Consider the following 21,809-nt stretch of genomic DNA (forward strand, 5'->3'; position numbering starts at 1 on the left):
GTGGGAGCTGGCTTGCCTGCGATGACGGTGGGTCAGCTGAAAATACGCCAACTGACAGTCCGCTATCGCAGGCAAGCCAGCTCCCATACTGGACTTGCATCGTTTCCAGGAACGCATTCCTTGCCCCGCCCGGCAGCGGGCACTAGGCAAGCGCCCCGTCAGCCGCTACATTGGCCGACTTGCGCCTGCCTTTCAGGCCCTTCTGTCACTCCTTATTGAACACACGGAACCTGCAAAACCCCATCATGGACCCTTCCCCTGGTATCACCCTCGCCACACTCTTCGCCGACTTCGGCATGATTCTTTTTGCACTGATCCTGGTACTGCTCAACGGTTTCTTCGTTGCGGCGGAATTCGCCATGGTCAAACTGCGCGCCACCCGGGTCGAGGCCATCGCCCACAAGAATGGCTGGCGCGGGCAGATCCTGCGCACCGTGCACAGCCAGCTCGACGCCTACCTGTCGGCCTGCCAGCTGGGTATCACCCTGGCCTCCCTGGGCCTGGGCTGGGTCGGTGAGCCGGCTTTTGCGCATATCCTCGAGCCGTTGCTGGGCGCGGTGGGCGTAGAGTCGCCGGAAGTGATCAAGGGCGTGTCGTTCTTTGCCGCCTTCTTTGTGATCTCATACCTGCACATCGTGGTGGGTGAATTGGCGCCTAAATCCTGGGCCATCCGCAAACCCGAGTTGCTGTCGCTGTGGACCGCGGTGCCGTTGTACCTGTTCTACTGGGCGATGTACCCGGCGATTTACCTGCTCAACGCCAGCGCAAACGCCATCTTGCGTATTGCCGGCCAAGGCGAGCCTGGCCCGCACCATGAGCACCATTACAGCCGTGAAGAACTCAAGCTGATCCTGCATTCCAGCCGTGGCCAGGACCCGAGCGACCAAGGCATGCGTGTACTCGCCTCCGCCGTGGAAATGGGCGAACTGGAAGTGGTGGACTGGGCCAACTCTCGCGAAGACCTGGTCACCCTCGACTTCAACGCCCCGCTCAAGGAAATCCTCGCGCTGTTCCGCCGCCACAAGTTCAGCCGCTACCCGGTGTATGACGCGGTGCGCAACGAGTTTGTCGGCCTGCTGCACATCAAAGACTTGCTGCTGGAACTGGCGGCTCTGGACCACATCCCCGAGTCGTTCAACCTGGCCGAGCTGACCCGCCCGCTGGAGCGCGTATCGCGCCATATGCCGTTGTCGCAGTTACTGGAGCAGTTCCGCAAAGGCGGCGCGCACTTTGCTCTGGTAGAGGAAGCCGACGGCAAGATCATCGGCTACCTGACCATGGAAGACGTGCTGGAAGTGCTGGTCGGCGATATCCAGGACGAACACCGCAAGGCCGAACGCGGCATTCTCGCCTACCAACCGGGCAAACTGCTGGTGCGTGGCGACACGCCGCTGTTCAAGGTGGAACGCCTGCTGGGCGTCGACCTGGACCACATCGAAGCCGAAACCCTCGCCGGGCTGATCTACGACACCCTCAAACGCGTGCCGGAAGAGGAAGAAGTGCTGGAGGTTGAAGGCTTGCGCATCATCATCAAGAAGATGAAAGGGCCCAAGATCGTGCTGGCCAAGGTGCTGTTGCTGGATTGATCTGCAAAGGTGATGGCCGTGCACCTTCGGCCAAACAATGAAAATCAACCTGTGGGAGCGGGCTTGCTCGCGAAAGCGCTGGTTCAGTCGATGCATTCAATGACTGAGAGTCCGCATTCGCGAGCAAGCCCGCTCCCACATTTAGTGTGTGATGTTTATCGACAGCGTCTGCGCTGTGATCACGCACCCGGCACGAAGTGCTTCTGCGCCGTGCCGCGTGCGATCAGGCGGGAGATGTAGTCGAGTTTCTGCGCGTCCTGGTCGATAAACCGGAAGGTCAGCTGCAGCCAGTCGCTGTCGGGCTTGGGCTCGTAGGCGACGACGGCGTGCAGGTAGCCGTTGAGGCGTGCCACTTCGGCGTTGTCGCCTTGCTCAAGGTCGAGCACCGCGCTTTCCAGTACCTGCGGCAGGACTTCACCACGGCGCACCACCAGCAGCGCTTCCTTGATGCTTAGTGCTTTGATCACGCATTGCTGGGTGCCGCTGGACAGGCGCAGCTGGCCTTGGCCACGGCCGCCGGCCGGCGATGCCGCTGGCGTTTGCACCGGCGGGCTGTTGAGCAGGCCTTTGCTTGGCGCAGCCACCGGCGCCGGTTTCACGGCTTCAGGCTTGCCGCCGGTCAGGGCGCTCAGGGAGTCGTTGCCAAAAGCCGAATTCATTTTGGTCGGCGCACTGGCGATCAGCGCGTCGAGGCGACCGATCTTGTGCAGGGCCTGCTTGACCTTGTTCAGCAATTGCTCGTTGGTGAACGGCTTGCTGACGTAGCCGGAGACGCCGGCCTGAATGGCCTGCACCACGTTTTCCTTGTCGCCACGGCTGGTCACCATCACGAACGGCATGGCTTTGAGATGGGCCTGCTCGCGGCACCAGGTCAGCAACTCCAAGCCTGACATCTCGGGCATTTCCCAGTCGCACAGCACCAGGTCGAAGGTCTCGCGCATCAGGATGGATTGCGCCTTTTTGCCGTTCACCGCATCTTCGATCTTGATCCCCGGAAAGTAGTTGCGCAGGCACTTCTTCACCAGGTCGCGGATAAACGAGGCATCGTCCACCACCAATACACTGACTTTACTCATCGACCCTTCATCCTATAAAAACTTCGGCACGCAAAACGCCTGACTGATGGCATTTTGCCAAAACTCGCGGATCACAGAAGGACTTTATTGTTCCTGCCGCGCAAAAAATTCAGATGCCGCAAACGAAAACGCCCGACCAAAGGCCGGGCGTTAATTTCTCGGGCAACCTTACTTATCGTCAGATTCGCCCGGAACATTAGGGATTTGATCGGCTGTGCCTTCAACTTCGGCTTTCATGCGCTTGAGGCCCATGTGCCGCACGTCGGTTCCGCGTACCAGGTAAATCACCAGTTCCGAGATATTGCGCGCGTGGTCGCCGATACGCTCCAGCGAACGCAGCACCCAGATGATGTTCAAGACCCGCGAGATAGAGCGCGGGTCTTCCATCATGTAGGTCGCCAGCTCGCGCAGTGCGGTCTTGTATTCGCGGTCGATGGTCTTGTCGTACTGCGCTACCGACAATGCCAGCTCGGCGTCGAAGCGGGCAAAAGCGTCGAGGGCATCGCGCACCATGTTGCGCACCTGGTCGCCGATGTGGCGCACTTCCACGTAACCGCGCGGCGCTTCGCCTTCTTCGCACAACTGGATGGCGCGACGGGCGATCTTGGTGGCTTCGTCACCGATGCGCTCCAGGTCGATCACCGACTTGGAGATGCTGATGATCAAACGCAGGTCAGACGCCGCCGGCTGGCGCCGCGCCAGAATGCGCAGGCATTCTTCGTCGATGTTGCGTTCCATCTGGTTGATCTGGTCATCGATTTCACGCACTTGCTGGGCCAGGCCCGAGTCGGCCTCGATCAGCGCGGTGACGGCGTCGTTGACTTGCTTCTCCACCAGCCCGCCCATCGCCAGGAGGTGGCTGCGCACCTCCTCAAGCTCGGCGTTGAACTGCGCGGAGATGTGATGGGTAAGGCCTTCTTTGCTAATCATGGGTTTGCTCCGCAAAAGCTGTAAGCCGCAGGCTACAAGCTGCAAGCTGATGTGTGTCGTTGATCAAACTGCTTTTACTTGCCGCTTGAAACGTGCGGCGTGCAGCTGGGGCTAGCCATAGCGACCGGTGATGTAGTCTTCGGTCTGCTTCTTCGCCGGGTTGGTGAACAGGGTATCGGTGTCGCCAAATTCCACCAGCTTGCCCATGTACATGAACGCGGTGTAGTCGGAAACCCGCGCCGCCTGTTGCATGTTGTGGGTCACGATGACGATGGTGAACTTGGATTTCAGTTCGTAGATCAGCTCTTCGACTTTCAATGTGGAGATCGGGTCGAGTGCCGAGCAGGGTTCGTCGAGCAGCAGCACTTCCGGCTCCACGGCGATGGTGCGGGCGATCACCAGACGTTGCTGCTGGCCGCCGGACAAACCGAGGGCCGACTCGTGCAGGCGGTCCTTGACCTCATCCCACAGTGCCGCGCCTTTAAGCGCCCATTCAACGGCCTCGTCGAGGATGCGTTTTTTGTTGATGCCCTGAATGCGCAGGCCGTAGACCACGTTTTCGTAGATGGTCTTGGGAAACGGGTTGGGCTTCTGGAACACCATGCCCACCCGGCGGCGCAGCTCGGCCACGTCCTCGCCCTTACGGTAGATGTTGGTGCCGTAGAGGTTGATCGCGCCTTCTACACGGCAACCGTCGACCAGGTCGTTCATGCGGTTGAAGGTGCGCAGCAACGTCGACTTGCCGCAGCCGGACGGGCCGATGAAGGCGGTCACGCGCTGCTTGGGGATGTTCATGCTGACGTCGAACAGCGCCTGCTTCTCACCGTAGTACAGGCTCAGGCCCGGCACTTCGATGGCCACGGTTTCCTGGGCCAGGCTCAGGCTCTGCTTGTCGCGACCCAGGGCCGACATGTTAATGCCGTGGGTGTGGGTTTCGTGTTGCATGGGATGCTCCCTGTGCTACCAATTCGTTTCGTTGAACCGATGGCCCCATGATTGGGCCTGGCGGTTTATCTCAAATCTGTGTCCGGCGCGGTTCAGTGTGGGAGCGGGCTTGCTCGCGAATGCGGTCTGTCAGCCAGCCCAAGTGTTTCTGATACACCGCATTCGCGAGCAAGCCCGCTCCCACATTTAGTACGCGTTCACTTCAATTAGCTGTCCAGCGCCTTGTATTTTTCGCGCAGGTGGTTACGGATCCACACCGCCGACAAGTTGAGCGTGGCGATCACCAGCACCAGCAGCAAGGCGGTGGCGTAGACCAACGGCCGCGCAGCTTCGACGTTGGGGCTCTGGAAGCCGACGTCATAGATATGGAAGCCCAGGTGCATGATCTTCTGGTCCAGGTGCAGGTACGGGTAGTTGCCGTCCACCGGCAGCGACGGCGCCAGTTTCACCACACCCACCAGCATCAGCGGCGCCACTTCACCGGCGGCGCGGGCCACGGCGAGAATCATGCCGGTCATCATCGCCGGGCTGGCCATCGGCAGCACGATCTTCCACAGCGTTTCTGCCTTGGTCGCGCCCAGTGCCAACGAACCCTCGCGCACGGTGCGGGGAATCCGCGCCAGGCCTTCTTCGGTGGCCACGATCACTACCGGCACCGCCAGCAGCGCCAGGGTCAGCGAGGCCCAGAGCAGGCCCGGCGTACCGAACGTGGGTGCCGGCAGGGCTTCGGCGAAGAACAGACGGTCAACCGAGCCACCCAGCACATACACGAAGAAGCCCAGGCCGAACACGCCGTAGACGATGGCCGGTACGCCCGCCAGGTTGTTCACCGCAATGCGGATAATCCGCGTCAGGGTGTTCTGCTTGGCATATTCGCGCAGGTACACCGCCGCCAGTACGCCGAACGGCGTCACGATCATCGCCATGATCAGGGTCATCATCACGGTGCCGAAAATCGCCGGGAAGATCCCGCCTTCGGTGTTGGCTTCCCGTGGGTCATCGCTGAGGAATTCCCAGACCTTGCTGAAATAGAAGCCGATTTTGGTCATCGTGCCCATGGCGTTCGGCTGGTAGGCGTGCACCACCTTGCCGATGCCGATTTCCACTTCTTTGCCGTTAGCGTCGCGCGCCGTCAGGCTGTCGCGGTTGAACTGCGTGTGCAGGTCCGCCAGGCGCGCTTCGATGTCCTTGTAGCGGTTGTTCAGTTCTGCGCGGTCCGAGTCCATATCAGCTTGGGCGGTAGCGTCGAGCTTGCCTTCCAGCTCCAGCTTGCGACCGTGCAGGCGGATACGCTCCAGCCCGGCGTTGATCGCGCCGATGTCGGTTTTTTCCAGACTCTTGAGTTGCGCCGCCAGCTTGTTCACGCGGTCAACGCGGGCCTGCAGCTCCGGCCACGCGGCCGCGCCTTCGGCGATGACCTTGCCGTCCTGTTTGACGTTGACCAGAGTGCCGTAGAAGTTGCCCCATTCACGGCGTTCGATGGCCATCAGGTTGGCCGGCTTGGTCTGGTCCTTGAGCCACTCGCCGACGATCCAGGTGAAGTCGTTGCCGTTCAGGTCGCGGTTGCCGACCTTGATCAGCTCGCGGGTCATGAATTCCGGGCCTTGGTCGGGCACCGGCAGGCCAGCGCTTTTCAGGCGCTCGCGCGGCACTTCTTCTTTCTGCACCACTTCGCCGATGACGATGTGGTTTTCCTGGCCCGGCACGTTGTAGTTGGCTTGGATAAGGTCAGCCGGCCAGAAGTGGCCCAAGCCACGCACGGCGATCACGGCCAGCAAACCAATGGTCATGATGACCGCGATGGACACCGCGCCACCGCTGATCCAGACGCCGGGGGCGCCGCTCTTGAACCATCCATTCAGGGAGTTCTGTTTCACAGACTTCTACCTTTCTTAAAGCGACGAGTATTTCTTGCGCAGACGCTGACGAATCAGCTCGGCGAGGGTGTTCATGATGAAGGTGAACAACAGCAGCACCAGCGCCGAGAGGAACAGCACGCGGTAGTGGCTGCCGCCGACTTCCGACTCGGGCATTTCCACCGCGACGTTGGCCGCCAGTGTGCGCAGGCCTTCGAACAGGTTCATCTCCATCACCGGCGTATTACCGGTGGCCATCAACACGATCATGGTTTCACCGACCGCACGGCCCATGCCGATCATCAGCGCCGAGAAGATACCCGGGCTGGCGGTCAGGATGACGACGCGGGTCATGGTCTGCCATGGCGTGGCGCCCAGGGCCAGGGAGCCCAGGGTCAGGCCGCGCGGCACGCTGAACACGGCGTCTTCGGCGATGGAGTAGATGTTCGGGATCACCGCGAAACCCATGGCCAGGCCGACCACCAGTGCGTTGCGCTGGTCGTAGGTGATGCCCAGGTCGTGGGAGATCCACATGCGCATGTCGCCGCCGAAGAACCAGGTTTCCAGGTACGGGCTCATGTACAGCGAGAGCCAGCCCACAAACAGGATCACCGGGATCAGGATCGCGCTTTCCCAGCCATCCGGAACGCGCAGGCGGATCGACTCAGGCAAGCGGCTGAACACGAAGCCGGCGACCAGAATGCCAATCGGCAACAACATCAGCAGGCTGAAAATCCCCGGCAAGTGCCCTTCGACATACGGCGCCAGGAACAGGCCGGCGAAGAAGCCGAGGATCACCGTCGGCATCGCTTCCATCAGTTCGATCACCGGCTTGACCTTGCGGCGCAGGCTCGGGGCCATGAAGTAGGCGGTGTAGATCGCCGCAGCAACGGCCAGCGGTGCAGCCAGCAGCATGGCGTAGAACGCGGCCTTCAAGGTACCGAAGGTCAGCGGCGCCAGGCTCATCTTGGGTTCGAAATCAGTGTTGGCGGCCGTCGATTGCCAGACGTATTTAGGCTCGTCGTAGTTTTCGTACCAGACCTTGCTCCACAACGCGCTCCAGGACACTTCCGGGTGCGGGTTGTCCAGCAGCAGCGGTTGCAGCTTGCCGCCGGCTTCGACGATGACGCGGTTGGCGCGTGGCGACAGGCCGAACACGCCTTGGCCATCGACCACCGGGTCGACCAGCAGCGTGCGGTGCGCGGTGCTGTGGAACACGCCGAACTTGCCGGACGCGTCGAGGGCGGTGAAGCCTTTGCGACGTTCTTCAGCGGTGATTTCCACGATGGGCGCGGTGCCCATCTGGAAGGTACGGATCTGCTTCAGGCGTTGCTCGCCGTCCGGGTCACGGGCCATGAACCACTGGGCCAGGCCGCCTTTGGAGTTACCCAGGATCAGCGAGATACCGCCCACCAGCTGAGTGCTGGCGGTGATCTCGGCATTACCGTCTTCGAGCAGTTTGTAGCGACCATTGAGGCTCTTGTCGCGCAGGCTGAAGACGTCGGCAAGGGCACGACCGTTGATCACGTACAGCCACTGCTGGCGTGGGTCGATGAAGATCGCCTTTACCGGCTCGGTCATTTGCGGCAGCTCGATACGCTTCTGCTCGCTGGTGACTTCGCCAGTCATCATGTTTTCTTCGCGGCTCAGGCTCAGCACGTTCAAGTAGGAACCTGCGGAACCGGCAACGACCAGCGAGGAATCGGTGGCGTTAAGTGCGACGTGCTCCAGCGGGCGACCCTGCTCGTCGAGCACGATCGGCGTTTCGCCGTAAGGGTATTCAATCGCCGGGGTGATGGTTTTCTTGCCATCCGGGTAGGACACCTTATAGGTGTGGCGGAACACCAGGGACTGGCCATTCGACAAACCCAGGATCACCAGCGGGCTGCCCGGCTGGTCTTCACCAATGGACGCAACACTGGCACCGGCGGGCAGCGGTAAATCGACACGCTTGAGCTCGGCGCCGGTGCCCACATCAAAGAACAGCGCCTGGCCCTTGTCGGAAACCCGCATGGCGACCTGGTTCTGCTCTTCGAGGGAGATCATCAACGGCTTGCCGGCGTCCTGCATCCAGGCGGGCGTCAGCGCATCTTCCTTGGTCAGCGAGGCGCCCTGGAACAGTGGCGCGACGACGTAGGCAAGAAAGAAGAAAATCAGGGTGATGGCGCCGAGGACGGCGAGGCCGCCGATCAACACGTACCAACGGGTCAGGCGATCTTTGAGCGCGCGAATGCGGCGCTTGCGTTGCAGCTCAGGCGTATTGAAATCAATGCGCTTGGGGGGAGAAGTCGTCGTCATGGTGGAATTGGCCAGATCATTCATGCGCACACCCTAGCGATCCTGTATGACAGAAAGATGACAATGCAGTGACGCAAGAAATCCGCCGCGGAGCAGAGCTGGCAGCGGACTAAAAAATTAGGGGTGTAGACGGTTAATGTGGGAGCGGGCTTGCCCGCGATGGCATCAATACGGTTTCAACGCTACACCGTGTCGCCAGCATCGCGGGCAGGGCCCGCTCCACAAAAAAGCATGCATCTACACCAGGTATCGCAGGCTTAGTTGCCTTCTTTCAAACCCAGGTCAGCCAGGGCTTTGGCGGCCACTTTGGCTGGCAGCGGGATGTAGCCGTCTTTGACGACAACTTCCTGGCCCTGTTTGGACAGAACCAGCTTCACGAACTCAGCTTCCAGCGGCGCCAGAGGCTTGTTCGGGGCTTTGTTGACGTACACGTAGAGGAAGCGCGACAGCGGGTATTTGCCGTTCAGGGCGTTTTCTTCGCTGTCTTCGATGAAGTCAGTGCTGCCTTTCTTGGCCAGGGCCACGGTCTTCACGCTGGCGGTTTTGTAACCGATGCCCGAGTAACCGATGCCGTTCAGCGAGGAGCTGATCGACTGCACAACCGACGCCGAACCTGGTTGTTCGTTCACGTTTGGCTTGTAGTCGCCTTTGCACAGGGCTTCTTCTTTGAAGTAGCCGTAGGTGCCGGATACCGAGTTACGACCGAACAGTTGCACCGGCTTGTTGGCCAGGTCGCCGGTCACACCCAGGTCGCCCCAGGTTTTAACGTCAGCTTTGGCACCGCACAGACGCGTCGAGGAGAAGATCGCGTCGACTTGTTCCATGGTCAGGTGCTGGATCGGGTTGTCCTTGTGCACGAACACGGCCAGGGCATCCACAGCCACCGGGATAGCGGTTGGCTTGTAGCCGTACTTCTGCTCGAAGGCCGCCAGTTCGGTGTCCTTCATCTTGCGGCTCATCGGGCCCAGGTTGGAGGTGCCTTCAGTCAGCGCAGGAGGAGCAGTGGCGGAGCCGGCAGCCTGAATCTGGATGTTGACGTTCGGGTATTCCTTTTTATAGGACTCAGCCCACAGGGTCATCAGGTTAGCCAGGGTGTCGGAACCAACGCTGGACAGGTTGCCCGATACACCGGTGGTCTTGGCGTAAGCCGGAATTGCCGGGTCAACACCAGCGGCTACCGCGTTAGCGGTCGCAACGCCAGCAGCGACAAAAGTCATTGCCGCCATCAAACGTTTCAGTTTCATGCCTTGCTCCTAGCAGATAGGGATAGTTGGATCGGGGCCAAGTATCGGTAGGCCGTGTGAACACTCTATGTCCGCAATGTGACAATTAGATGAAAGGCCAGCATTTGTGAAAAACCTGACAGGAAGGGGAAAGATCAGTAAATCCGGGACTTGCGAGGAGGTTGAAGCGCATGAAGCGGTGTTTCAGAAACACTCTGTAATCGTTGGCCAACCATAAACCCTGTGGCGAGCGAGTGCCCTCGCCACAGCGTCATCACAAGGTTCTAGCGCCTCCGCTTCCACAGATAGCCACCCACCAGCATCCCCATTACGCACAGCACGGCGACATAGTAGGCAGGGCCCATCGGGCTTTCCTTCATCAGCAGCGACACCGCCAGCGGCGTCAAACCACCAAACACGGCGTAGGCGACGTTGTAGGAGAACGACAACCCGCTGAAACGCACCACTGGCGGGAAGGCTTTCACCATCACGTAAGGCACCACGCCGATCACCCCGACAAACAGGCCGGTCAGGGTATACAGCGGGAAGAGCCAGTTCGGGTGATCGATCAGGCTGTGGTACAGCGTCCACGATGTTGCCAACAACAACAGGCAACCGATGACCAGCACACGGCCAGCGCCAAAACGATCAGCCAGGGCGCCGGAAGCGATGCAGCCCAGGCTCAGGGTCACGATGGCCAGGCTGTTGGCTTGCAGTGCGATGGTCGGGCTGAAGTGGTAGACGGTTTGCAGCACGGTCGGGGTCATCAGGATGACCACGACAACACCGGCCGACAGCAACCAGGTCAACAGCATCGACAGCACGATGGCGCCACGGTGGTCGCGCAACACCGCGCGCAATGGCAGCTCGGCGGCCAAGGTTTTGCGTTGCTGCATCTCGGCGAAGATCGGCGTCTCATGCAGCCAGCGGCGCAGGTACACCGAGAGCAGGCCAAACACGCCGCCCAGCAGGAACGGGATACGCCAGGCGTAGTCGGACACTTGTTCCGGGCTGTAGAGCGAGTTGATGGCGGTGGCCACCAGCGACCCCAACAGGATGCCGGCGGTGAGGCCGCTGGTCAGGGTGCCGCAGGCATAGCCGATGTGGCGCGGCGGTACGTGCTCGGAGACGAACACCCAGGCGCCCGGTACTTCGCCGCCGATGGCCGCGCCCTGGATGACGCGCATCAACAGCAGCAGAAGCGGCGCCCACAGGCCGATCTGCGCGTAGGTCGGCAGCAGGCCCATGATCAAGGTCGGCACGGCCATCATGAAGATGCTCAACGTGAACATTTTCTTGCGGCCGAGCAGGTCGCCAAAGTGCGCCATGATGATGCCGCCCAATGGACGAGCCAGGTAGCCGGCGGCGAAGATGCCGAAGGTCTGCATCATGCGCAGCCATTCCGGCATATCAAGGGGGAAGAACAGTTTTCCGACCACGGTGGCGAAAAACACGAAAATGATGAAGTCGTAAAATTCCAGCGCCCCGCCCAAGGCAGACAGCGACAGGGTTTTGTAGTCGTTGCGGGTCAGCGGGCGCGACGGTTGCGCGCTGCTTGCGGGCACGGAGGACATGGGGAGGGTTCTCTTATAGTAATGACGGCAAGCCCGGGACTTGCGGCGGGTCTGGCAAGATAGCAAATCGTTTGAAAAAGCACAGCGTCCACCGAATAACAGTTCGCAGGCGCGCGTTATTCCCCGTTTCTTCCCTTTATTAGCCATCAGAAGCACAGTTGCAGGAAAAAGCCGCGTTACAGCCGGGATTTGCCGACCAAATGAGCGCTGGGAGGTCGTCGTGGCGCCAGCGTCTCGATATACTCGGCCCGTGCAAGCGCCAAACCCGCTGTCTTGAGGGGCTGCTGTGCCAAAACGTCGTTGGGTGCCATCCAGCCGATTTGGCAGAGTTTCCCTTTAGTACGCCTTACGAGAAACGCATCGAGCGGTGTATGTTGGTGCTGAAACGTTTTTCCAGAGACGGCTATCCACTTGAAATACCCATGAAGCGTCACGGGTCAGAGGCACCCTCGGCATGATCGAACTCGAACAAGAAGATCCTATCCCGCAAGGCGATCTCGCCCTGCAAATCACCGCACTCCCGCGTGAAACCAACGGTTTTGGCGACATCTTCGGCGGCTGGCTGGTCGCGCAGATGGACCTGGCCGGCACCGCCATGGCCAGCAAAGTGGCCGGCGGACGTGTCGCCACGGTGGCGATCGATCGCATGGCGTTCCTGGTGCCGGTGGCGGTCGGCGCGCAATTGTCCTTCTATACCCAGGCCCTGGAAATCGGCCGCAGCTCGATCCAGATGATGGTCGAGGTGTGGAGCGACGACCCGCTGTCCAGCGAATGGCGCAAGGTGACCGAGGCGGTATTTGTGTTTGTCGCCATCGACGGCAGCGGCCGTACCCGCTCGGTGCCATCGCGCGCGCGTTAAACATCGCCGGGTTTTGACGGTCAATTGCCCCATTGCCTGCCATGAGAGAGCACTGCTATGCCTACGCCCCACGTTGAAACCGTGAAGATCGACGAGCTGGACTGCTGGCGCGTCCGCCACAACGGCGCCGAAGTGATGGTGGCCCAACAGGGCGCGCACATCTTCAGTTACCAGCGCCAGGGCGAGCAGCCAGTGATCTGGCCGAACCCTGAGGCGGTGTTTAGACAGGGCAAAGGCATTCGTACCGGCGTGCCGGTGTGCTGGCCGTGGTTTGGCGTATTCGACCGTAACCCGCAAAGCGTGAAGGCGATGCGCCAAAGTGACCAACCCGCGGGGGCCCATGGTTTTGTGCGCACGGCACTGTGGGAATTGGCCGCGACCGAACTCGAAGGCGATGCATTGCGCGTCGATCTGGTATTGCCGGTGCCCGCGGGCGGCTTCCCCGGCTGGCCGCATCAGGTCGACCTGAAGCTGAGCCTGCTGCTGGACGATCAACTGCATATCCGCCTGACCAGCCACAACCGTGGCACCGACACCGTGACCCTCAGCCAGGCGCTGCACACCTATTTCGCCGTGAGCGACGTGCGCAATGTGCAGGTCGAAGGCCTGGACGGGCTGGGTTATATCGACACCGCCGACGGCTGGAGCCACAAACAGCAATCCGGCCTGCTGCACTTCATCGCCGAGACCGACCGCATCTACCTGGATACTCCGGCGCAGTTGAGCATTGTCGATAAAGACTGGCAGCGTCGTCTCCAGCTCACCAGCCAAGGCTCGAACTCGACCGTGATCTGGAACCCATGGACCGAACGCGCCAAGGCGTTCGACGACATGGCCGATGACGGCTGGCAGGGCATGCTGTGCATCGAGACGGCGAATGTGCTGGATGATGTGGTGGCATTGGCGCCCGGTGAAAGCCATACGCTTGGCGTAAGCATCACCCCTCTCGCCTTGTAAACCCAATCAAAAATGTGGGAGCGGGCTTGCTCGCGAATACGGTGTGTCAGCCACATATGCGCTGACTGACACCCTGCATTCGCGAGCAAGCCCGCTCCCACATTGGGTTCTGCGGCAAATTAAAGATCGGACTCTTTGACCGCCCGCACCTTGCCCGCGTCCAGCGCGTACGCCGCATCCGCCAAATCGTTATTAACCTTCTCGACTTTCAACGTGCCGGTAACCCACAACGGCGTGTAGATGTCATCCAGCTTCAACCCCTTGGGATAGCGCACCAGCACCAACTGGTTGGGCGGCGGCGGCGGCACGTGGATGCAAGCGCCTGGGTACGGCACCAGGAAGAACAGCGTGCTGCGGCCCTTGGCGTCGGTTTCCAGCGGCACCGGGTAACCGCCGATGCGGATATTCTTGCCATTCATGGCGGCCACGGTCTTGGTCGAATACATCACCGCCGGCAAGCCCTTGCTTTGCTTGAGGCCACCTTTGTCGGTGAACGTGCCTTGGGCTTCGGGGGAGTTGTGGTCGATCTCGGGCATGGCTTCGAGGGCTTTCTGGTCCGACAGCGGCATCAGGTCAAGCCAGTCGGTTTCCGGCAGTTCGCCGGCGTGCGCCAGGCCAGAGCCCAGCAAGAGGAGAGTCAACAGAAGACGGCGCATGGTGAGGCTCGGCAAGTACAGGTGGCGAGCATTCTAGCCCTCTGCGCCTGCGCAGCGCAGAGGGCTTTGTCGCTTAATTACTTTTTACGCAGCAGGCCGTAGATCACCAGCAGCACGATGGCGCCGATCAGCGCACCGATAAAGCCTGCGCCTTGACCTGCCTGGTAGATGCCCAGGGCCTGACCACCGTAAGTGGCGACCAGAGAACCTGCGATACCCAGCAGGATGGTCATGATCCAGCCCATGCTGTCGTCGCCAGGCTTGAGGAAACGCGCCAGCAGGCCGACGATCAAGCCGATAAAGATGGTTCCGATGATACCCATGGCATTTCCCTCTGATTGAATGTGAGTCATGCCAAAGCCTAGTCAGGCTTTGCCATCCTGCAATCAGAGAGACGGCGGTGACCAATGGTTCCCGCCGATCCTCGGGTTATTGCTCGGCGATCAGCGCTTCGACCTTGAGGATCTGGGCCTGCAGCGTCGCACGGTCTTTGCAGCGCAGGTTGGCGTGGCCGACCTTGCGTCCGGCCTTGAAGGCCTTGCCGTAGTGATGCAGATGGCAATCATCGATCGCGATCACGCGCTCAACCGGCGGCACAACGCCGATGAAGTTGAGCATGGCGCTTTCGCCGACCTTGGCCGTGGAGCCCAACGGCAAGCCCGCCACCGCGCGCAGGTGGTTTTCGAACTGGCTGCACTCGGCGCCTTCGGTGGTCCAGTGCCCGGAGTTGTGCACACGCGGCGCGATTTCGTTGGCCTTGAGGCCACCGTCGACTTCAAAGAACTCGAACGCCATCACACCGACATAATCCAGCTGCTTGAGCACACGGCTGGAATAGTCTTCGGCCAGGGCCTGCAGCGGGTGATCGGTGCTGGCCACGGACAGCTTGAGGATGCCGCTGTCGTGGGTGTTGTGCACCAACGGGTAGAAGCGGGTTTCGCCATCGCGGGCACGCACGGCGATCAGCGAAACTTCACCGGTGAACGGCACGAAGCCTTCCAGCAGGCAGGCGACGCTGCCCAGCTCGGCAAAGGTGCCGACCACATCGGCGGCGGTGCGCAGCACTTTCTGGCCCTTGCCGTCATAACCCAGGGTGCGGGTTTTCAGCACAGCCGGCAGGCCGATGCTGGCAACGGCAGCGTCCAGATCCGCCTGGGACTGGATGTCGGCGAAGGCCGGCGTCGGAATGCCCAGGTCCTTGAACATGCTCTTTTCGAACCAGCGATCACGCGCGATGCGCAAGGCTTCGGCGCTCGGGTAAACCGGTACGAACTGCGACAGGAAGGCCACGGTTTCGGCTGGGACGCTTTCGAATTCGAAGGTCACCAGGTCGACTTCATCGGCCAATTGGCGCAGGTGATCCGCGTCGCTGTAGTCAGCCCGCAGGTGTTCACCGAGGGCCGCCGCGCAGGCGTCCGGCGCCGGGTCCAGGAAAGCGAAGTTCATCCCCAGCGGTGTTCCCGCCAGGGCCAGCATGCGACCCAATTGGCCGCCACCGATTACACCGATTTTCATCAATCAATAACCTCAGGCGATGCGTGGGTCTGGATTGTCCAGCACGCTGTCTGTCTGCTCAGCACGGAATTTTTTCAGCACCGCGTGGAACTGCGGGTGCTTGGCGCCCAGGATGCTGGCAGACAGCAAAGCGGCGTTGATCGCGCCGGCCTTGCCGATCGCCAGGGTGGCCACCGGAATACCGGCCGGCATCTGCACGATGGACAACAGCGAATCCACGCCCGAGAGCATCGACGACTGCACCGGCACACCGAGCACCGGCAGGTGGGTCTTGGCCGCACACATGCCTGGCAGGTGCGCCGCACCGCCGGCACCGGCGATGATCACCTCGATGCCACGGGATTCTGCTTCATCGGCATACTGGAACAGCAAATCCGGCGTGCGGTGGGCAGAGACCACTTTCACTTCATACGGAATGCCGAGTTTTTCCAGCATATCGGCGGTGTGGCTAAGGGTGGACCAATCGGACTTGGAGCCCATGATCACGCCAACCAATGCACTCATCGTCGTGCCTCTTCTCTCTGGGCGCCCGCAGGCGCGTCAAAAAACAACAAGCCACGCGGGAAATCCGGCGTGGCTTGTTGTACGAAATTTGGCCGGTTGGACCGGCCGAAGGCCGCGCAGTATACCGTAATAATCCAGATAAACAGCCCCTGGAATGACCATCTGTCCAGTGGCGCAAACCAGCGGTTTTATTGACTTTCAGGTCAGCGAAAACACTGCCGATAAACCATGGAAACTGGATCAATGTGGGAGCTGGCTTGCCTGCGATAGCATCACCTGAATATGCCTGATGTACCGAGGCGTCTGCATCGCAGCGGTGCGGCGATCCGACAAGCCAGCTCCCACACTAACCACGTTCAACTGGAGGGGACTGCGCCGCCCCGCCTTCCAACTTGCGCCACAACAACCGTACGTTGGCCTTGCGCACCAACGCGCAGCGATACAAACGGATCTCCAACGGCACATGCCATTGCGGCCCGCCACACACCACCAGTTCGCCCCGCGCCAATTCGGCACGCACACTCAGTTGCGGCACCCAGGCAATGCCCAGCCCTTCCAGCGCCATGCTTTTGAGGCTATCGGCCATGGCGGTTTCGTAGATGGTGGTAAAGCGCAGGGAGCGCTGGCGCAGCAGCAGGTTTACCGAGCGCCCCAGAAACGCTCCGGCGCTGTAAGCCAGTAACGGCACACTGCCCTCGCCTTCCAGGTCGAACAGCGGCTTACCGTCGGCATCGGCGGCACACACCGGGAGCATTTCGGTGTTGCCCAGGTGCAGCGACGGGAAGATTTCCGGGTCCATCTGCATGGCCGCGTCAGGGTCGTAGAACGCCAGCATCAAATCGCAGCCGCCTTCGCGCAGTGCATGCACCGCGTCGCCCACGTTGGTGGCAACCAGCCGCGTGGCGATGTTCAGGCCTTCGTTGCGCAGTTGCGCGATCCAGCGCGGGAAGAAGCCCAGCGCCAGGGAATGCGCTGCCGCCACTTGCATGACCTCGCCCTGCCCGCCTTCCAGATGATGCAAATGGCGCAGCACTTCGCCGAGCTGCTCGACCACCGTGCGCGCGGTCACCAGAAACAACTGCCCCGCCGCCGTCAGTTCGACTGGCGTGCGCGAGCGGTTGACCAGGGTCAGGCCCAGCGCGGCTTCAAGGCTGCGAATACGCCGGCTGAATGCCGGCTGGGTGACAAAGCGCCGCTCCGCCGCCTGGGAAAAGCTGCGTGTCGCCGCCAAGGCGCTGAAGTCTTCCAGCCATTTGCTCTCAAGGTTCATCACTTCCTCCCACGGGTACGCACCATTTTGGCACACACGCCCGCCATGATAACCGGGTCACACCTACATTATGCCGTTTGTGCATAGGCCAGTGTTTAACAGCATTGGCCCAAAAACTCCCACAAGCCTAGCATTCGCAGCGTTCCGGCCAGTTCCGGGTTCATATCGAGATGATTTCCGTCATGTCCTCCGCTGCATCATTCCGCACAGAAAAAGACCTGCTTGGCGTACTCGAAGTACCGGCTCAAGCGTATTACGGCATCCAGACCCTGCGAGCGGTGAACAACTTCCGCCTCTCGGGCGTTCCGATTTCGCATTACCCGAAATTGGTGGTCGGCCTGGCAATGGTCAAGCAAGCGGCTGCTGACGCCAACCGCGAGCTGGGCCAGCTCAGCGAAGCCAAGCACGCTGCCATCAGCGAAGCCTGTGCCCGTCTGATCCGCGGCGATTTCCACGAAGAGTTCGTGGTGGACATGATTCAAGGCGGCGCTGGCACTTCAACAAACATGAATGCCAACGAAGTCATCGCCAACATCGCGTTGGAGGCCATGGGCCACAACAAGGGCGAATACCAGTACCTGCACCCCAACAACGACGTGAACATGGCGCAGTCGACCAACGACGCCTACCCGACCGCGATCCGTTTGGGTCTGCTGCTGGGCCATGACGCGCTGCTGGCCAGCCTCGACAGCCTGATCCAGGCGTTCGCCGCCAAAGGTGTTGAGTTCAGCCACGTGCTGAAAATGGGCCGCACCCAATTGCAAGACGCCGTGCCGATGACCCTCGGCCAGGAATTCCGCGCCTTCGCCACCACCCTCGGTGAAGACCTGGCCCGCCTGAAAACCCTGGCGCCAGAGCTGCTGACCGAAGTAAACCTGGGCGGCACCGCCATCGGCACCGGCATCAACGCCGACCCGCGTTACCAGGCCCTGGCCGTGCAACGCCTGGCGCTGATCAGCGGCCAGCCGCTGGTACCGGCCGCCGACTTGATCGAAGCCACCTCCGACATGGGCGCGTTCGTGCTGTTCTCCGGCATGCTCAAGCGTACCGCGGTGAAGCTGTCGAAAATCTGCAACGACCTGCGCCTGCTGTCCAGCGGCCCACGCACAGGCATCAACGAGATCAACTTGCCGGCACGCCAGCCAGGCAGCTCGATCATGCCCGGCAAGGTCAACCCGGTTATCCCGGAAGCCGTGAACCAAGTGGCGTTCCAGGTAATCGGCAACGATTTGGCCCTGACCATGGCAGCCGAAGGCGGCCAACTGCAGCTGAACGTGATGGAGCCGCTGATCGCCTTCAAGATCTTCGACTCGATCCGCCTGCTGCAACGCGCCATGGACATGCTGCGCGAGCACTGCATCGTCGGCATCACCGCCAACGAAGCCCGTTGCCGCGAGCTGGTGGAGCACTCCATCGGCCTGGTGACCGCGCTGAACCCGTACATCGGCTATGAAAACGCCACCCGCATTGCGCGTATCGCCCTTGAAAGCGGCCGCGGCGTGCTGGAACTGGTGCGCGAAGAAGGCTTGCTCGACGACGCCATGCTCGACGACATCCTGCGCCCCGAAAACATGATTGCCCCACGTCTGGTCCCACTGAAGGCCTGACGTTTGTTGCACCGCTCACCAGGTTGAGGGACTAGACACCTCTCACCTTTTGAGGGCCTGAAGGCTCCTTCTTCAGGCCCTTTTTTTTGCCTCAAGGTTGCGAAATGACGCCCATAAAAAATCCAATATCGCCCTGCAAACCCTCCTTGCCTGCAACAGCTTGGCTGAAACCTTTAATCGCCCCGTGCAGACGGATCACGCTCTCCTAGGTATAGTGCCGCCCCTCTTCGCGTCAGAGATCGTCGGTAACGAGGTCCTGGACAGCGCGAAACCGCATGAATAACAACACCCGCAAAAGGATTGGGGTCGAAGCGTCGTGCACTGCCTGGTGCCGAGCGATGCGTCGCACCGTCCTGCGTTTTTGCCATTAGAAAAATCAGCGAGGAACACTCCATGCTCGAAGTCATCAACGACTTCCTCTCAGGGAAAGTACTGATCGTGCTCATTGTCGGGCTCGGCGGCTATTTCACGATTCGCTCGCGTTTCGTTCAGTTGCGCCACTTTTTCCACATGTTCTCGGTGTTCAAAGACAGCCTGAAGAGCAGCTCCGGCCAGCTCAGCTCGTTTCAGGCGCTGATGCTCAGCCTGGCCGGCCGTGTGGGTGCCGGTAACATCGCAGGCGTCGGTATCGCCGTGACGCTGGGTGGCCCCGGTGCCGTGTTCTGGATGTGGGTCACCGCGCTGGTGGGCATGTCTTCGAGCTTTATCGAGTGCTCCCTCGGCCAGCTGTACAAACGCACCGACGCTGAAGGCACCTACCGTGGCGGCCCGGCGTACTACATTCAGCACGGCCTGCAGAAGCGCTGGCTGGGTATGGTCATGGCGTTCCTGTTGCTGGTGACCTTCGGTTTCGCCTTCAACGGCCTGCAAGCCCACGCTGTGACCCACTCGCTGAACAACGCGTTCGGCCTGGACACCACCTACACCGGCCTCGCGCTGGCGGTATTGCTGGGCCTGGTGTTCATCGGCGGGATCAAGCGTATCGCCTCGATCGCCGACCTGCTGGTGCCAGTCAAGACCCTGGTCTACATCGCCGTGACCCTGTACGTGATCGTGCTGCAATTCGACCACGTGCCGGCCATGCTCGCGACCATCGTCAAGAGCGCCTTCGGCCTCGACCAGGCCTTCGGTGGCCTGGTGGGCAGCGCGATCATCATGGGTGTGAAGCGCGGCGTGTTCGCCAACGAAGCCGGTTTGGGCAGTGCGCCTAACGTGGCGGCAGTGGCCTCGGTAGAACACCCGATCGCCCAAGGTGTGGTGCAGGCGTTCAGCGTGTTCCTGGACACCTTCGTAATCTGCACCTGCACCGCGTTGCTGATCCTGCTCTCCGGTTTCTACACCCCAGGCTTTGAAGGCGACGGCATTGCCCTGACCCAGAACTCCCTGGCGGCGGTCGTCGGCGACTGGGGCCGGATGTTCATCTCGGTGGCCCTGGCGTTGTTCGTGTTCACCTCGATCATGTACAACTACTACCTCGGCGAGAGCAACCTGCGCTTCATCGTGGGCGACAACCGCAAGGTGCTGATGGGCTACCGCGCGCTGGTGCTGGTGTTGATTTTCTGGGGTTCCATCGAGAACCTGAGCACCGTGTTCGCCTTCGCCGACATCACCATGACCCTGCTGGCGTTCGTCAACCTGTTCGCCCTGGCGTTCCTGTTCAAGATCGCCATGCGCATCCTGAACGACTACGACGGCCAGCGCGCGGCGGGCATCAAGACCCCGGTGTTCGACTCCAGCCAGTTCCCTGACCTGGACCTGGACCGCAAGGCCTGGCCTGCGAACCCGGTGAAGCCTGAGCCTGGCGCTCAAGCCTCGGCTGAACTGAACGCTCAAGCGCAACGCTGAGCGTCACAAGCCTAGATAGATGACACGCCGCCTGGCCTTGGGCATGCTCTGGGCCCGGCGGCGTTTTTCGTTCAGGAGAAGTCTCGATGTCCACAGCTAACACCATCATGGTGCTCTACACCGGCGGCACCATCGGCATGCAAGCCAGCGCCAACGGCCTGGCCCCGGCATCCGGTTTTGAAGCGCGCATGCGCGAACAGCTTGCCACCCTGCCACTGCCTGCCTGGCGCTTCCGGGAAATGGCGCCCCTGATCGACAGCGCCAACATGACCCCGGCCTACTGGCAGCGCCTGCGCGTCGCGGTGATTGAAGCCGTGGACGAGGGCTGCGATGCAGTACTGATCCTGCACGGCACCGACACCCTGGCTTACAGCGCGGCGGCCATGAGCTTCCAGTTGCTCGGCCTGCCGGCGCCGGTTGTGTTCACCGGTTCGATGCTGCCCGCCGGCGTGCCCGACAGCGATGCCTGGGAGAACGTCAGTGGCGCCCTGCACGCGTTGGGCGAAGGCCTGTCGCCGGGCGTTCAGCTGTATTTCCATGGCGCGCTGATGGCGCCGACGCGTTGCGCAAAGGTCCGCAGCTTCGGTCGCCATCCCTTCGCCGCGCTGCAGCGTAACGGTGGCGTCGCCAAGGCCCAGGCCATTCCCGCCGCCCTGGATTATCGCCAACCCAAGGCCCTGGCCAACGTCGGTGTGTTGCCGCTGGTGCCGGGCATCGCCGCGGGCCAACTGGACGCGCTGATCGACAGCGGCATTCAGGCACTGGTGCTGGAATGCTTCGGCAGCGGCACCGGGCCGAGCGATAACCCGGCGTTCCTCGCCAGCCTTGAGCGGGCGCAGGCGCTGGACGTGGTCGTGGTGGCAATTACCCAATGCCATGAAGGCGGCGTGGAGCTGGATGTGTACGAAGCCGGCAGCCGTTTGCGCGGCGTAGGCGTCCTGTCTGGCGGTGGCATGACCCGCGAGGCGGTGTTCGGCAAATTGCAGGCCCTGCTTGGTGCCGGGCTTGCGACCAGTGAAATCCGCCGCCTGGTGGAACTGGACCTGTGCGGCGAACTGAGCTGACCGGCATGTAACTTGCTCCCCTTCCAGCCATCCCCTGGCTGGAA

Annotated in this window: 18 protein-coding genes; 6 read left to right on the plus strand and 12 right to left on the minus strand. The window is 61.3% G+C overall.

Features of this window, described 5'->3' with window-relative positions; translation table 11 throughout:
- Positions 1-245: 245 nt before the first annotated feature.
- Positions 246-1,586 carry a hemolysin family protein gene (locus AC19YS_RS07915; RefSeq protein ID WP_010207573.1) on the plus strand — a complete coding sequence of 447 codons (1,341 nt, stop codon included), beginning with the start codon at positions 246-248 and terminating at the stop codon, positions 1,584-1,586.
- 179 nt (positions 1,587-1,765) lie between these two features.
- Here AC19YS_RS07915 and AC19YS_RS07920 read toward each other — a convergent pair whose 3' ends face one another.
- The 7 genes from AC19YS_RS07920 to AC19YS_RS07950 all read right to left on the minus strand — a co-directional run bounded on the left by AC19YS_RS07920 (position 1,766) and on the right by AC19YS_RS07950 (position 11,488).
- Entirely contained in the window at positions 1,766-2,662 is an 897-nt protein-coding gene (locus AC19YS_RS07920; protein ID WP_106575900.1) for a response regulator, read from the minus strand.
- A gap of 168 nt (positions 2,663-2,830) precedes the next feature.
- Complete coding sequence (phoU, locus tag AC19YS_RS07925; protein WP_053258703.1) at positions 2,831-3,592, minus strand: phosphate signaling complex protein PhoU; 762 nt, start codon at positions 3,590-3,592, stop codon at positions 2,831-2,833.
- A 111-nt stretch (positions 3,593-3,703) separates the two neighbouring features.
- The gene (gene pstB, locus AC19YS_RS07930; RefSeq protein ID WP_056860879.1) at positions 3,704-4,537 is read right to left on the minus strand and encodes a phosphate ABC transporter ATP-binding protein PstB; all 834 of its coding nucleotides are present in this window, start codon (positions 4,535-4,537) and stop codon (positions 3,704-3,706) included.
- Between the two features lie 206 nt (positions 4,538-4,743).
- Positions 4,744-6,414, minus strand: coding sequence for a phosphate ABC transporter permease PstA (gene pstA, locus AC19YS_RS07935; protein WP_448198594.1), 1,671 nt, complete (start codon positions 6,412-6,414; stop codon positions 4,744-4,746).
- Between the two features lie 15 nt (positions 6,415-6,429).
- On the minus strand, positions 6,430-8,463 hold the full coding sequence (locus AC19YS_RS07940) for an ABC transporter permease subunit (protein ID WP_200624195.1): 2,034 nt from the start codon (positions 8,461-8,463) through the stop codon (positions 6,430-6,432).
- A 485-nt stretch (positions 8,464-8,948) separates the two neighbouring features.
- Positions 8,949-9,935 carry a phosphate ABC transporter substrate-binding protein PstS gene (locus AC19YS_RS07945; protein WP_106575903.1) on the minus strand — a complete coding sequence of 329 codons (987 nt, stop codon included), beginning with the start codon at positions 9,933-9,935 and terminating at the stop codon, positions 8,949-8,951.
- A gap of 263 nt (positions 9,936-10,198) precedes the next feature.
- Complete coding sequence (locus tag AC19YS_RS07950) at positions 10,199-11,488, minus strand: MFS transporter (protein WP_200624083.1); 1,290 nt, start codon at positions 11,486-11,488, stop codon at positions 10,199-10,201.
- Between the two features lie 454 nt (positions 11,489-11,942).
- Here AC19YS_RS07950 and AC19YS_RS07955 point away from each other — a divergent pair, with 454 nt between their 5' ends.
- Positions 11,943-12,347 (plus strand): acyl-CoA thioesterase, encoded by a 405-nt coding sequence (locus AC19YS_RS07955; protein WP_003176975.1) that lies wholly within the window; start codon positions 11,943-11,945, stop codon positions 12,345-12,347.
- 57 nt (positions 12,348-12,404) lie between these two features.
- The gene (locus tag AC19YS_RS07960) at positions 12,405-13,304 is read left to right on the plus strand and encodes a D-hexose-6-phosphate mutarotase (RefSeq protein WP_500601394.1); all 900 of its coding nucleotides are present in this window, start codon (positions 12,405-12,407) and stop codon (positions 13,302-13,304) included.
- A gap of 119 nt (positions 13,305-13,423) precedes the next feature.
- On the opposite strand, the gene AC19YS_RS07965 is transcribed toward AC19YS_RS07960, so the two are convergent.
- The 5 genes from AC19YS_RS07965 to AC19YS_RS07985 all read right to left on the minus strand — a co-directional run bounded on the left by AC19YS_RS07965 (position 13,424) and on the right by AC19YS_RS07985 (position 17,249).
- A complete protein-coding gene (locus AC19YS_RS07965; RefSeq protein WP_106575906.1) occupies positions 13,424-13,960 on the minus strand; it encodes a DUF3299 domain-containing protein in 537 nt (178 codons plus the stop codon).
- 77 nt (positions 13,961-14,037) lie between these two features.
- Positions 14,038-14,283, minus strand: a complete 246-nt coding sequence (locus AC19YS_RS07970; RefSeq protein WP_010168336.1) for a GlsB/YeaQ/YmgE family stress response membrane protein — start codon at positions 14,281-14,283, stop codon at positions 14,038-14,040.
- Between the two features lie 106 nt (positions 14,284-14,389).
- Positions 14,390-15,475 (minus strand): 5-(carboxyamino)imidazole ribonucleotide synthase, encoded by a 1,086-nt coding sequence (locus tag AC19YS_RS07975; protein ID WP_106575907.1) that lies wholly within the window; start codon positions 15,473-15,475, stop codon positions 14,390-14,392.
- Between the two features lie 12 nt (positions 15,476-15,487).
- Positions 15,488-15,979, minus strand: a complete 492-nt coding sequence (gene purE, locus AC19YS_RS07980; protein ID WP_003195648.1) for a 5-(carboxyamino)imidazole ribonucleotide mutase — start codon at positions 15,977-15,979, stop codon at positions 15,488-15,490.
- Between the two features lie 346 nt (positions 15,980-16,325).
- Positions 16,326-17,249: a LysR substrate-binding domain-containing protein gene (locus AC19YS_RS07985; protein ID WP_106575908.1), complete on the minus strand. Its 924-nt coding sequence runs from the start codon at positions 17,247-17,249 to the stop codon at positions 16,326-16,328.
- 182 nt (positions 17,250-17,431) lie between these two features.
- On the opposite strand from AC19YS_RS07985, the gene aspA reads away from it, so the two are divergent.
- The 3 genes from aspA to AC19YS_RS08000 all read left to right on the plus strand — a co-directional run bounded on the left by aspA (position 17,432) and on the right by AC19YS_RS08000 (position 21,765).
- The gene (gene aspA / locus AC19YS_RS07990; RefSeq protein ID WP_053258714.1) at positions 17,432-18,856 is read left to right on the plus strand and encodes an aspartate ammonia-lyase; all 1,425 of its coding nucleotides are present in this window, start codon (positions 17,432-17,434) and stop codon (positions 18,854-18,856) included.
- 393 nt (positions 18,857-19,249) lie between these two features.
- Positions 19,250-20,701 (plus strand): alanine/glycine:cation symporter family protein, encoded by a 1,452-nt coding sequence (locus AC19YS_RS07995; protein WP_106575909.1) that lies wholly within the window; start codon positions 19,250-19,252, stop codon positions 20,699-20,701.
- An 86-nt stretch (positions 20,702-20,787) separates the two neighbouring features.
- Positions 20,788-21,765, plus strand: a complete 978-nt coding sequence (locus AC19YS_RS08000; RefSeq protein WP_169367864.1) for an asparaginase — start codon at positions 20,788-20,790, stop codon at positions 21,763-21,765.
- The last annotated feature ends 44 nt before the right edge of the window (positions 21,766-21,809 follow it).

This window comes from Pseudomonas sp. MF08831, assembly GCF_059862645.1.

Bases quoted from the DNA above. Each gene is read 5' to 3' on its own strand.
- AC19YS_RS07915 (WP_010207573.1), top strand. From the start codon at position 246: ATGGACCCTTCCCCTGGTATCACCCTCGCCACACTCTTCGCCGACTTC.
- AC19YS_RS07920 (WP_106575900.1), bottom strand. From the start codon at position 2,662: ATGAGTAAAGTCAGTGTATTGGTGGTGGACGATGCCTCGTTTATCCGC.
- phoU (WP_053258703.1), bottom strand. From the start codon at position 3,592: ATGATTAGCAAAGAAGGCCTTACCCATCACATCTCCGCGCAGTTCAAC.
- pstB (WP_056860879.1), bottom strand. From the start codon at position 4,537: ATGCAACACGAAACCCACACCCACGGCATTAACATGTCGGCCCTGGGT.
- AC19YS_RS07940 (WP_200624195.1), bottom strand. From the start codon at position 8,463: ATGCAGGACGCCGGCAAGCCGTTGATGATCTCCCTCGAAGAGCAGAAC.
- AC19YS_RS07945 (WP_106575903.1), bottom strand. From the start codon at position 9,935: ATGAAACTGAAACGTTTGATGGCGGCAATGACTTTTGTCGCTGCTGGC.
- AC19YS_RS07950 (WP_200624083.1), bottom strand. From the start codon at position 11,488: ATGTCCTCCGTGCCCGCAAGCAGCGCGCAACCGTCGCGCCCGCTGACC.
- AC19YS_RS07955 (WP_003176975.1), top strand. From the start codon at position 11,943: ATGATCGAACTCGAACAAGAAGATCCTATCCCGCAAGGCGATCTCGCC.
- AC19YS_RS07960 (WP_500601394.1), top strand. From the start codon at position 12,405: ATGCCTACGCCCCACGTTGAAACCGTGAAGATCGACGAGCTGGACTGC.
- AC19YS_RS07965 (WP_106575906.1), bottom strand. From the start codon at position 13,960: ATGCGCCGTCTTCTGTTGACTCTCCTCTTGCTGGGCTCTGGCCTGGCG.
- AC19YS_RS07970 (WP_010168336.1), bottom strand. From the start codon at position 14,283: ATGGGTATCATCGGAACCATCTTTATCGGCTTGATCGTCGGCCTGCTG.
- AC19YS_RS07975 (WP_106575907.1), bottom strand. From the start codon at position 15,475: ATGAAAATCGGTGTAATCGGTGGCGGCCAATTGGGTCGCATGCTGGCC.
- purE (WP_003195648.1), bottom strand. From the start codon at position 15,979: ATGAGTGCATTGGTTGGCGTGATCATGGGCTCCAAGTCCGATTGGTCC.
- AC19YS_RS07985 (WP_106575908.1), bottom strand. From the start codon at position 17,249: ATGAACCTTGAGAGCAAATGGCTGGAAGACTTCAGCGCCTTGGCGGCG.
- aspA (WP_053258714.1), top strand. From the start codon at position 17,432: ATGTCCTCCGCTGCATCATTCCGCACAGAAAAAGACCTGCTTGGCGTA.
- AC19YS_RS07995 (WP_106575909.1), top strand. From the start codon at position 19,250: ATGCTCGAAGTCATCAACGACTTCCTCTCAGGGAAAGTACTGATCGTG.
- AC19YS_RS08000 (WP_169367864.1), top strand. From the start codon at position 20,788: ATGTCCACAGCTAACACCATCATGGTGCTCTACACCGGCGGCACCATC.